Below are 12,577 nucleotides of genomic sequence, written 5' to 3'. Positions count from 1 at the left end.
AAATAATAAAATAACGAAGTTATTTTGTTGTTTTTGAAGATTAGAAGCGTAGCGGAATTTAAAAACCCTTATTTTATAAGGGTTTAATATTGTTAAAAAGGTTTAAATTACTTTATTTTAAATTTTTTTGGTTTTGTTTTAGCTAACTCATTAAATGCTTTATTTACTAAATCAATAACATCTAATTCATTATTTTTTATAATATTTTTTTGAATAAAATTTATTAAATCATTTTTATTATAATTTTCTTTCAATAATTCTTTTATAATTAGCAAGTATTTGTCAAAACCTGTTATATCTTTATGTTTAATATCAATAATTTTTAATTTTTCTTTCCATTTTTCTTTTGTTATAGTTGTTCTATCTTCATTTTGTGTGTCTATTGTTTCTTCTATTTTTTCTTCTTTTATAAGTTTTTTAATTCTTTTTACTAATAAATCAATATGATATGTTTGTCTAATATAAGTTGCGTAAATTCTAAATTTTTCTTTTTCATCATCTTCATTTATTTCTTCATCAGTAAAATTATTAATAACAAAATCATCAAAAAAACAATAAAAACCATGCTCATTTTCTTTTTTAGTTTTACTATATTTTTTAATTAAATATTTGTATATTAATAAATAATCTTCTTCTTTTAAAACTAATTTGTCAAGTTTTAATAAAACTTGACAGTGAGTTTTACTTGTATATACAACTAAGTTTATAAAAATTGAGCTAAGTAACTTTTTTATTTCATCTAATTTTTTTATTTCTACTTCATCTAAAATCATGTAGTAAAAAAAACGATTAATGGGCTTTATATAAATATTCCACTTTTTTTTATTGTTTAAAATTCTTAATTTTTTAATTAGTTCTTTATGTGTAATTAAATAATTTGCAATTTTGGATTCTGTAATTAATGGATTTTTAAAAAACTTGTCTTTTTTAATTTTTGTAATAATAAAATGTTCTGCTTCCAGAACTTCATTTATTGTTGTTTCACAATCATCAAACGTATACATATATACACTCCTTTTTTTGTTATTTTTATTATGTATATATATTTATTTATTCATTTTTTTAATATTGTCAACACAACTTCAAAAGTTTTTATGTTATGTGGTTAGTTTTTGTTGTCGCCAATTCTTTTTTATTGTTATACCTCATTCACATCGGTGAATGGGGGCTTGAGATTCGCTAGAAGCGAATCTAAACAAAAAACAAAAAAATAAATAAAATACTCTTCGCAAGAAGATAAGCCCCCATGCGTGGGGGTTTGGGGGTTGGTAACATGACGTGATTTTTTGTAAAAAAATTACGACATTATTTTTATATACAAGTCTTATTTTTTAAAGTGTTTATATTTTCTATTTTTATTTATTTATTACTTGTTTATATATTTAGACATATTACAAAGCCTTTTAGCGTAAGGGTTTAAAAATCATGTTGACATAAAAAACTAACTTGAACGACACAAAAAACTAACTACACAACAACAAAAACTAACTAATACAACATAAAAAACTAACCTACATAACAACAAAAACTAACCACATGACATAAAAAACTAACTGCATGACAAAAATAAATTTGTTTTTATGTTGACAAACACATATATTTTTTTATAACAAAATTATAAAAACAATAAAAAATGGAGAATAATTATGATAATAGATAATAGTAATAATGCTTTTGATTTATTTGATGATGATGATGATATTGATTTTGATAATGAAATAATTAAAGAATTTGATGAAGCAGTTGCTAAAAACAGTGTTATAACAACGAGCGCAGAACAAACAAAAAATAAAAAAAATAATGATGTTATAAGACAAGTAAAAACAGAAGAACAACAACAAAAATTACTTGTATACAAAAGTAATTATTTAGTTAATGCTAGTTATAAGCTAAGTTTAAACGAACAAAGAATTATTTTATTAGCAATATCTAAGCTTGATTCACGAGAAGAATTTTGCGAAAGAACAATACAAATAAAATCTAATGAATTTTGTGATAGATTTAAAATTAAAAAAAGTGACTTTTATAACACAATAAATTTAACGTTAGATTCACTATTTAATAGAGTTGTGAGAATTAAAAATGATGAAATAAAACATGAATTTAGATTTATTTCATCAAAAAAATATTACAATAATTTAAGCTATTTTGAAATAACATTTAGTAATGAAATTATGAATTATCTTATTGATTTAAAAGATAATTTTAGTAAATATGACTTAAAGCATGTTGTTAATTTTAAAAATAAACATTCTGTACGAATTTATGAAATGTTAAATGAGTTTAAATATAAAAACATTAAAAAAAGAGTTATAAAAATTGAAGAACTAAAAGAATGTTTAGACTTAAAAAATGAATATTTAAGATTTAATTCTTTTAGAGAAAGTGTTATTGATAAAGCAGTAAACGAAATTAATAAGTATACAAATATAAGTGTTAGATATAATAAAATATATAATAGCAGTAAATATGTTGAAGCAATTGAATTTATTTTTAACTTTAAATACTCTGATGTAGAAAATAAAGCAAAAATAAATACTGATAAAAAATTTTATAACAAAAGAAAAATGGAAGAAAAAAATAGTGATATTAAAGCAAAAAAAATAGGTATGGGACTAGTCTTGTGATTTTTGAAAGGTACTATTAAGTACCTTTTTTATTATGTTATACTAAACACATTGTTATGAATATAACAGAAAAAATTGTATACGTTTTTGTATACGGTAGGTTGAATTGGTGAAATTAATTAAATATAATTAATATGATATTTTTTAAAGTGATGCCCTCACAACCCACCATTAAAATTCTATAAAATCAATAACTTACCTGTTGCCTTTCCTTCCGATAAAATCTTAAAAAATATTAAGTGGCGGTAACTATATTTTTAATATGGTTTATATTTTGCCTGTTTACCTAATCTTAAATAACCCCTGTCATAAAAATACTCTTTTGTTAAATTGGATTAATGCTAGCAAAATTTAACGTCGAGATTGACCTCTTGTTAGTTCAACGGTGTATAAACCACTTAAGTGGAATTTTTATGCGTAAAGCTTAGTCACGTCTATTTATGGTGGGCTGGTAAAGGGCTAGAAAGAGCGCCGTTTCATTGAGTGGTAAGACTAACCTTGTTCTGTTCTCAAAATAATATTAATTATAGTACGTTTATTCATCATAAGTATCTATTTCGCTAATCATTTGAACGAATAGAAAATGATTATTTAATTTTAGGAAATTGTTATTTAGGAAAACGCGCAAACATGATGAGGCAAATCGATGGGTTAAAAATAACGTTGGCAAAATATACCCGTGAGCCGTTGAATCAAGCCAATATTGGTACATATATCAAAATTTTGAGGATCACGAATTCAAAAAGGCCCGATATGGAATATGTTAGCGCCTGATATCAATCAAGACATTTATGAATTATCCAAATTTCTAGCTCCCATTAATTCGATTTGGCTGGATAACCTAGAGATAGTATTTAGGCAGCGTTATGTTAAAAATGATTCGCATGCCTAATTTATTTTATATTTATCAAATCAATTACGTAATGAAAAAGATATTGATGAACTAAAAAAGGCGATACAAACAGTCGCGGACTAGGTAACTTTCGTAATTTATTAATGTATGTTCCTAATGGTAAATAGGATGATTTAAAACTTATTCTAGTTGGTGGGGTTGCAGCTAAAGATAACTTTATCGATATTAAATCAGTCATTCAAGATGATGTCTTAACAGCACACCGAGTACCACCATCACTGATGGGGATCTCTCCTAAAAATACGAGTGGATTTGGTGATCCAGAAAAGGCATCAAAAGTATTTGCCCGAAACGAAATTAAACCACTTTAGGTCAGGTTTTTACAACTCAATGATTGGATGGGAGAGGAGATTGTAATATTTGAACCTTATTTACTTGATTAATTAGCAATATTTATATATAAGAGATAATCGAAACAGATGTAATTAGCATCTGTTTTTTAATCTTAATTTAGGTATAGATAATATGATATGTTTTTGTTGTAAAAAAGAGATACCATTGGATTCAACATTTTGTTGCTATTGTGGAGAAAAACAAAAATCTCTTAATCAATCAATAATAAATCACAATAAAATAAACGGCGATAATAATATAAATAACAATATACTGGGAAATAATTATGGTCCAATAGTTATCAATAATCCTCAAGTTGCTAAAAATGATTGTTTTATGAGTCGAAATAGCATTAAGAAACTAAGTATTGTAGGGAAAACAGTAAAAACAAAATGGATAAGTATTATTAGTGCTATAGGTTTATTAGCTGATATTATAACCATTTTTACAAATGCTTTTACAGATATTTTAAATGTAAACTATTTTGTGATTTTTCTGTTTATACTGTTTTTGGGGATTTTGGCGGTAACTTTTGTAATTGGGTTATTACTAATTAGATGCCGCTTTCTTCTTTTACCATTAGGGTATAGCCTTGAATCAAATAGATATGGAGCGGTTTTTATTACAAAAATTACAGGGAAATGTAATGTACATAAATGTGATGGAAACTTATCACTTAGACAAATAAAAATAAATAAAAATTATAGTGAAAATATTGTGCAATGTAATAGAAATCCAAGTCACAAATGGAAATTCGATTATTCTATTTTTGATGATTCTGATTTGAAATAATGACCTATCTTTCTATAACGATACCTGTGAGATTTTTTTATATATATACAGTTTGTCAGAATTTAAAATATTGTTTGATCCTCCGTTGATCTTTCGTTTTCGTGCAGTGTAGTCATACAGTTCAAAATTACAACTTTATTTATACAAAAATGAAATTTATGATATAACTTTTATATTGATTTTTAGAAAGAATTAGTAAGGAGGTAATAAAATGGCATATACAAACAAAGAAAAAATAAAGTTTGAAAGATGTTTATTTAAAATTGCTGAACCAGAGTTAAAAAAAATTTATGGTGATTTCAATATTGTTGAAAATCAAACAGATACTTAACACAGCTATTATATTAAATAATATAGTAGAAGAATTAGCATTGAAATTGTAACAGCTGACTCTAAAGAATTAATAGAGAACTTAAATGGAATACGGATGGCTAATCAATTAGCAGTACAACGAGTTATAAATGGTAATCAGATTGCGACATTGATAACTAAAGTAAGAGATAGTTTTAATAGTAACTAGTTATTTCCTAAATACACGTCATCCGCATTTTATAAACTGCCATATTTTAACTACTATAATTATGCTTTTAGAAAAAATTTTCTTTACGATAAATTAATTTATGTTTAATATCAAAATAACTCTGAACTAGATGGAGCTATTTTGATTTTCGATAAAAATAAAGAGTATGCTCTTAATTATTTATCAACTTACTGTCAATTATGTAAAAGCTTGTTTTCAGAAGACGAAATGAAATTAATGGTCAAAGTAAATACGGAAGTAAATATAAATAACATTGCAGCAGGATCATCAATTCAAGAAAAGTTAATTGAACAGCGATTAGATCAAAAAAGAAAAAACTGAAATAAGTATTAATTCACTTTCTTAATTTTATTATTATTAACCGTAAATTAGTAATTCAGCTTAGTGAAATTGAGAATTTGCTTATATTGATATAGGTGTAATCACTACAATCACAATTTGGCAGTGAACTGAACAAGGTTGGTATACCGCTTTTACGAGAACACGGCGAGCGTTTCAGCTCTCAGGGATTAATCTCAAATGGCTATATACAGGTAAAGAAAGCCCTAACATCAATGACAACATATAGAAAAATCTATTGAATTTTCAAACGATGATTTGGAGAAATTAAAGCGTATTTCGAAATTAAAAAAAGAAGAAGCAATAGCAGATGATGAATATATGCTATTAAAAAATAGTATTTTTAAGAACTAAAAATAAGGATAGGGAGATGAAAAAAATTATTGCATTAGCTTTACCTTTGGCTGCATGCATTTTATTTACATCACCAAGTTTTGCTGATAAAAGCGATGTACTAAGAGAACTAGCTGAAATTGCAAAAAAAAATTATGAAAAAAAATTCGGTGATTTTCCAATAGAAGTTGACGATAAGATGTCATTAAGAAATATAATTTCATCCGATGAATCAATAATTCATGATTACCGTTATAAAGGTAGCATAGATGAATTTCTTCAAAAAGATGTTGATATATATGCAGATATATTTTTTGATAAAAAACTCTGTAAAAACGAAAAATTTGTATCATCTTTTGAAAACTATCTTGTTGATCTTGATCTTTTATATACATTTAACGATAAGACATCGGTATCAACGTTCAATATTAATGGGCTTTGTGAATATTTATATAGCGACGACTAACAATTATGTCTATCAGAAAACAAAAAAATGGCAAGTGGCTTTTTGAGAAATATCTGGAAGATGGGTGGTGCATTCGAAAAACGTTTGTCACAAAAGGCGAGGCCGCATACGAAAACTATATAAAGGAGCAAGCAATAACTAAGCATTAGATTGCTGAAAAAATGATAGGTGGTGCTTATTAGCTCTAATCGAAATTTGGCTCGACGCCCGTGGTAAGGCGTTAAGTGATGGTGAAAATGTGTAAACTAGTTTGCTATTTATTTCTAAAAGCATTAATAATCCACTAGCTAATAAATTTACATCGAAAATTTTTACAGACTACCGCACCAAGCGGCTGAATGGTGAAATATATCGCCCAGAACGAGTTAAAACCGTTGTACCTCGAACGTTAAACCTTGAGTTAGCCTATATAAAATCGATGTTTAATAACTGATACTAATGGGATAATAGAAACATAAAAAACCGGTTGAGCGCATCAGACAATTTACAATTGATGAGCAAGAAATGGCGTACCTGCTCCCAGACCAAATAAAATTGTTACTAGCATCAGCGGAGTAGAGCAAAGCAAAAGATTTAACGGTCATTGTTAAAATTGGTTTAGCAACTGATGCCATATGGAGTACAGTTGAAAGTTTAAAAAGCTCTCAAGTCAAAGACGGGAAAATTACCTATATTAATACTTAAGGCAAGCATAACCCCCGTCCCTATAAATGATGAACTTTTTAATTAAATTCCAAAAAAATGTTCAGCTTTTTACTCCGTATTACTTGGCTTTCCGTTCTGCCATTAAAAGAGCTGAAATAGAGTTACCAGATCAGCAATTATTGTATGTTTTGCGTTATACCTTTGTGACCTTTTTATGATGAATGGTGATAATATATTACTATTGCAAAAAATACTTGGTCATACAGATATTAAAATGACAATGCGTTAGGCTCAATTTGCACCCAATCACTTTGAGGATGCCATTAGACAAAATCCATTTAATAACATCTAAGTGGTGGTAAAATGGCAGCCGTAATTGGTTTTATTCGGTTTTGGTCGGTTATTAATATTATTTTAATATGATTGTCTTCAAAATTTTTTTACTGACTGTTTCTGCGATCTTTTTATAAGATAAATGATTTCGGTTGGCATAAATTGCGATTGATACGTCATTCAGTGTCATTCTTGAGATGTAGTGGGAAAATTAAAATCTTTCACAATTGTATATTTACTATGATTCTGGAGTCTATCAGATCAATCGAATTATCTCTAAACTCTGTGATTACAATTGATTGCGCGAACGATTAATCAATAATTATTTTATCTTTTTTTTAATTTTTCATCTAATAGCTCTAACCCGGCAAAAATAGCTTTTTTTGAGTCCCGCAGATTGTGGCTAATTTTTTGAGGAGTTCACTCTCTTGTTCTGTTAAATATTTACCTGGCAAACGAGGGCGTCCAGCGTTCCTGTCTCGATAAGCTTGTTCATTTTTTCGTTGTCTTTCTCTATTCATAATTTAACTCTGTATCAGATGAAATATAACATTCATCGCCGGGAGATGATTGATAACGATAAATGTATAACTTTTTGCTATTGCAAGTCATTAATAATAGATGCTTATTATCATAGTGCGTATTATACAATTGCCAAAAAGCGGCTTTTGCTAGCTCAAAGTTTGTTGTGTTTGTTCTCGTTTCTAGAAGTACTTCACTTCCGCCTTTTCTTTGTTTTAATACATAAATGCGGTAGTTTTTTAAATCTTGAGGTGCAACTAATTTCATTCTCTTAAATCGTTGTAACTTTCTGTTATTGTACTGAACTTGTACTTTAATGACACTGTATAATAATAAATTGGTCTAGGGTTATTCCTTCACGATCTACTATTAAACATCTTCCTTTTTAAGGATCTTCAAAAAATTAACAATCAAATTCAAATATAACATATTTTCGTTTTTGAAATTTATATTATTAATTAACATTATTATTAGAATAAAAAACTTTAGATTTGTACAATCTAAAAAGGCACTGCTAAGTCACTAAATTTTAGGTATAATGAATAAGTCATATAGAAATAGCTGACTTTTTGTATTTATTTTTGTAAATAGTGGCAAATTGCTATTCATATTAATTGGTTATTAATAGTTATTGTAAAGCCACCATTTTACACATGTAATATTTCATAAATTATTAACGATTTAGCTCGCTTAATTATCTCAATTGTTCACAAAATATATCATAACAAGTCTATATTCTATTTATTAAAATTTTAACCAATTTGAGAGTAAAACTATGAACGCATATCTGCTACTTTTCGCTGCAATTATCTGTGAAGTGATTGCAACATCTTCACTCAAATTATCTAATGGATTTACTAATCTGACTTTTTCAATAATTACCATAATTGGTTATAGTGCTTCTTTTTATATTTTATCATTAGCTTTAAAAACGATACCGGTTGGTATTGCTTATGCAATTTGGTCGGGAATAGGGATTATCATTATTAGTTTAATTGCTTGGATTTTTTTAAAACAGTCATTGGATCTTGCTGCATTGATTGGTATGGGATTTATTATTTTTGGAGTAGTAATTATTAATCTTTTTTCAAATATTTCAGGACATTGATATAGATTTAAACCCTAATAATAAAAATATTAATTAAGTTTTTTGCATTTTAAAAATAAAAAAACCGGAGTTAAACTCCGGTAAAAGTTAGAAGAAAGGTATGTAAAAATATCAACTTTGAATAAAATTAGATTTCACTTGCGTGTTGTTTTAAGTAGCTAGCAACACCATTTGGATTTGCTTGCATACCTTGTTTACCTTTAGTCCATTGTGCAGGACAAACTTCACCATGTTCTTCGTGGAATTGGAAAGCATCAACAATACGTAGCATTTCATCAACGTTACGTCCAATTGGAAGATCATTGATAGTTTCATGACGAACAACGCCTGATTTATCAATAAAGAATGAAGCACGAAGTGCAACACCTGCTTCAGGATGTTCAACACCGTAAGCTTGCATAATGCTATGTTTGATATCTGCAACGATAGGGAATTTTACTTCGCCAATACCACCTTTATCTTGTGGAGTATTGCGCCATGCATTATGGACATATTCAGAATCCATTGATACACCAATAACTTCTACACCACGTTTTTTGAATTCTTCAAGACGGTGATCAAAAGCAATGATTTCTGATGGACATACAAAAGTAAAATCCATAGGCCAAAAGAATACGACTGCATATTTGCCTTTGATATGTTCGGCTAAATTAAAATTATTTACTATTTCACCAGAACCAAGCACTGCAGATGAAGTAAAGTCTGGTGCCTTACGAGTTACTAATGTCATAAAATGTCTCCTTGTGTAACTAAATTTGTAATTTATTTGCGGTGAATTATAGCAGTATGTATCAATACGCCAAGCTGTTATCAGCGATTGATTTCATAAGTTTAAACTATGATAAATAAATTATTATTCGGTTTTAATTATCGTTTTCTTTGGTTTACCTTTGTTTTTAGTATCTCGATGACGCTGTTTTACCTTTTTCTTTTTCGTATCTTCTTGCTTTTTAGCTACACTTTTTTGTTTAGCTTTTTGTGACGGTTTCTTTTTGGTCACAGGTTTAGGTGCTTTAGTTTTTGGTCGCAATTCATCAATGGTTCTTAATTTAATCGGTTCACGTATATAACGTTCAATTTTTAGTAATAACTCATTATCGTGAGCTTCAACTAACATTATTGCGGTACCTTTTTTTCCAGCACGAGCAGTACGACCAATGCGATGTAAGTAAACATCAGCGGTTTTAGGCGCATCGAAATTGATAACATGGCTTATATCGTCAATATCTATTCCTCTAGCGGCAACATCTGTTGCAACCAACACATTTACGGTGTCATTACTAATTCTTTTGATTGCTTCATTACGTTTGGCTTGAACCATTTCGCCTTCTAGATAACAACTTTGAATACCTGCTTGATGAAGTAATGTTACTAATTCATGTACTCTTTCCCGTTTACGAACAAAGACAATCGTTTTTTTCACTTCTTCTTGTTTCAATAAATGCGTTAATAATGCAACTTTATGGGTAAAATCATCAGCGCGATAATAAAATTGCAAAATCTTTTTTCGTTCTTTTCGTGAAGGGTCGGCATTGATTTCGACGGGTTGTTCAAGAATACGATTAGCAAAGCTATGTAATCCATCACCTTCAAGTGTAGCTGAAAATAGTAACGTCTGTTTGCGCCAACGAGTTTCTGCAGAGATAGTTTCTACATCCTGAGCAAATCCCATATCTAACATGCGATCTGCTTCATCCAATATTAACATTTCAACCGCACGACAATCGAAGTTTTCTTCTTTAATATACTGTAATAATCGACCCGTAGTGGCTATGACAATATCTTGATTTTTACTAAACACTTCAGCATGGTTCATATAAGCAACTCCACCAGTAATGGTGGCGATACTTAGGTGAGTTGATTGCGTAAGCAATTTTGCTTGCTCAGCTATTTGGATTGCGAGTTCTCGAGTAGGGGTTAGTATCAAAATTCGTGGTGGTCCTGGTTTTCGACGAGGAAAATCAAGTAAATGTTGTACCGCTGGAATCAAAAAAGCTAAGGTTTTACCGGTTCCTGTTGGAGCCGATCCTAAAACATCCTTACCGTCTAATGCTACTGGTATAGTTTGTGCTTGGATTACCGTTGGTGTATTAATATTTTGTGTTTGTAGATTGTCAATTAGGATATCATCTAACTGTAAATCGGAAAAAGTTTGTGTAGTCATAGTGCTCTTTTATCTATCATTTTGTCCCACATTATAACGGCAATTGTTATAACTACAATGTTTATCCTTAACTAACATAATCTTTAAGTAACAGAGCCGAAAATAGGTAAGAATAAAAAACAATTTTTCATGATTACCATATTATTTATTGGCCAACTATGAATGGTTAAACTTATCATAATTTATGGTTTATGCTAAAATAACTAAAATAACAAGGTAGCAAACTTAATACTATTCTTTTTAGTTAAATTGATGATCGAATTATAAATATGACAGAATCTTTTTCTAACGACAAATATAACCAGCAGTTACAAAATAAAATAACCAATTTAAAAAAATTATTATCTGATTTTTCATTACCCGATTTACAGGTTTTCTCTTCACCAATTAGTCACTATCGTATGCGAGCTGAATTTAGAATTTGGCATAGCGGTGAGGAGCTTTATCATATTATGTATGATAAAAAAACTAAAAAAAGAGTAAGAATTGATAGTTTCCCAATTGCATCACAATTAATTAATCGTGCCATGCAAACAATTTTACCGTTACTTCAATATAACGATAAGTTGCGTCATCAACTTTTTCAGATTGATTATTTTTCCACGTTGAGCGGCCAGTTATTAATAACACTCTTATATCATAAAAAATTAGATGACCAATGGATAATAGAAGCTGAGCGTTTAAAACAACAATTAGCGGAGCGGGGTATTATTGCCAATTTGGTTGGTCGAGCTAGTAATCAAAAAATTGCTGTAAATGTTGATTATGTCGATGAGACTTTACCCATATTTGATAATAACTTTAGTTATCGACAAGTGGAAAACAGTTTTACCCAACCTAATGCGGCTATCAACATTAAAATGTTGGAGTGGGCAATATCGGTTACTAAAGATTCTAAAGGTGATCTTCTCGAATTTTATTGTGGTAACGGTAATTTTTCGATTGCATTAGCACAAAATTTTAGGAAGGTGTTGGCAACTGAAATCGCAAAAGCATCGGTTTATTCTGCACAACATAATATTAAAGTAAATAATATTGATAACTTAATTATTGCCAGATTATCGGCCGAAGAATTTACCAGTGCAATTAAAAAAGAACGACAATTTAATCGATTGCAGGGTATTAATTTAGATGATTATCAATGTCAAACCGTATTAGTCGATCCTCCACGAGCAGGATTAGACGATAATACGCTTGAGATTATCCAAAGTTATCAAAGAATTATTTATATTTCTTGTAATCCTAATACGTTGAAAAATAATTTAGAACAACTTACTAAAACGCATCAAATTGAACATTTTGCGATGTTCGATCAATTTCCTTATACCGATCATATTGAAACCGGTATTGTTCTTCGTAAAAACTAACATCAACCATATTCAATTACGGTTAAATTTGCTAAAATGAAATTTGTTTTATAGTGAATTAGCCGTAATCCATGGATAAATTTACGTCAGTAAG

Annotated in this window: 12 protein-coding genes; 7 read left to right on the top strand and 5 right to left on the bottom strand. The window is 28.8% G+C overall.

The window, feature by feature from the left end:
• Positions 1-107 precede the first annotated feature (107 nt).
• The gene (locus tag RAM17_RS08520) at positions 108-1,004 is read right to left on the bottom strand and encodes a hypothetical protein (RefSeq protein ID WP_110447646.1); all 897 of its coding nucleotides are present in this window, start codon (positions 1,002-1,004) and stop codon (positions 108-110) included.
• Positions 1,005-1,646: 642 nt separating this feature from the next.
• Here RAM17_RS08520 and RAM17_RS08515 point away from each other — a divergent pair.
• The 5 genes from RAM17_RS08515 to RAM17_RS12685 all read left to right on the top strand — a co-directional run bounded on the left by RAM17_RS08515 (position 1,647) and on the right by RAM17_RS12685 (position 6,777).
• Complete coding sequence (locus tag RAM17_RS08515; protein WP_110447647.1) at positions 1,647-2,627, top strand: replication initiation protein; 981 nt, start codon at positions 1,647-1,649, stop codon at positions 2,625-2,627.
• A gap of 1,411 nt (positions 2,628-4,038) precedes the next feature.
• Positions 4,039-4,665, top strand: a complete 627-nt coding sequence (locus RAM17_RS08510; protein ID WP_146208315.1) for a hypothetical protein — start codon at positions 4,039-4,041, stop codon at positions 4,663-4,665.
• Between the two features lie 661 nt (positions 4,666-5,326).
• A complete protein-coding gene (locus RAM17_RS08505; protein WP_086364385.1) occupies positions 5,327-5,527 on the top strand; it encodes a hypothetical protein in 201 nt (66 codons plus the stop codon).
• A 388-nt stretch (positions 5,528-5,915) separates the two neighbouring features.
• Positions 5,916-6,344, top strand: coding sequence for a hypothetical protein (locus RAM17_RS08500; protein ID WP_110447649.1), 429 nt, complete (start codon positions 5,916-5,918; stop codon positions 6,342-6,344).
• Between the two features lie 250 nt (positions 6,345-6,594).
• Positions 6,595-6,777 carry a phage integrase gene (locus RAM17_RS12685; protein ID WP_444848744.1) on the top strand — a complete coding sequence of 61 codons (183 nt, stop codon included), beginning with the start codon at positions 6,595-6,597 and terminating at the stop codon, positions 6,775-6,777.
• 904 nt (positions 6,778-7,681) lie between these two features.
• On the opposite strand, the gene RAM17_RS08495 is transcribed toward RAM17_RS12685, so the two are convergent.
• Both RAM17_RS08495 and RAM17_RS08490 read right to left on the bottom strand, forming a co-directional pair.
• Positions 7,682-7,843: a hypothetical protein gene (locus RAM17_RS08495; protein ID WP_181414649.1), complete on the bottom strand. Its 162-nt coding sequence runs from the start codon at positions 7,841-7,843 to the stop codon at positions 7,682-7,684.
• Positions 7,836-8,111 (bottom strand): hypothetical protein, encoded by a 276-nt coding sequence (locus tag RAM17_RS08490; RefSeq protein ID WP_110447650.1) that lies wholly within the window; start codon positions 8,109-8,111, stop codon positions 7,836-7,838. The genes RAM17_RS08495 and RAM17_RS08490 overlap by 8 nt, the downstream gene beginning before the upstream one ends.
• 508 nt (positions 8,112-8,619) lie before the next feature.
• Between RAM17_RS08490 and RAM17_RS08485 the strand changes: the two genes are divergently transcribed.
• A complete protein-coding gene (locus tag RAM17_RS08485) occupies positions 8,620-8,952 on the top strand; it encodes a DMT family transporter (RefSeq protein ID WP_110447651.1) in 333 nt (110 codons plus the stop codon).
• Positions 8,953-9,079: 127 nt separating this feature from the next.
• Here the strand turns inward: RAM17_RS08485 and RAM17_RS08480 are convergent, their stop codons facing one another.
• Positions 9,080-9,682 carry a peroxiredoxin C gene (locus RAM17_RS08480; protein WP_034902551.1) on the bottom strand — a complete coding sequence of 201 codons (603 nt, stop codon included), beginning with the start codon at positions 9,680-9,682 and terminating at the stop codon, positions 9,080-9,082.
• A gap of 123 nt (positions 9,683-9,805) precedes the next feature.
• Complete coding sequence (srmB, locus tag RAM17_RS08475; RefSeq protein ID WP_110447652.1) at positions 9,806-11,116, bottom strand: ATP-dependent RNA helicase SrmB; 1,311 nt, start codon at positions 11,114-11,116, stop codon at positions 9,806-9,808.
• A 269-nt stretch (positions 11,117-11,385) separates the two neighbouring features.
• On the opposite strand from srmB, the gene trmA reads away from it, so the two are divergent.
• A complete protein-coding gene (trmA, locus tag RAM17_RS08470; protein WP_110447653.1) occupies positions 11,386-12,483 on the top strand; it encodes a tRNA (uridine(54)-C5)-methyltransferase TrmA in 1,098 nt (365 codons plus the stop codon).
• Positions 12,484-12,577 lie beyond the last annotated feature (94 nt).

The organism is Gilliamella apis (assembly GCF_030758615.1).
GTDB lineage: Bacteria > Pseudomonadota > Gammaproteobacteria > Enterobacterales > Orbaceae > Gilliamella > Gilliamella apis_A.
The sequence above is the reverse complement of the archived record's forward strand: the minus strand, read 5'-3'. Positions and strand labels throughout refer to the sequence as shown.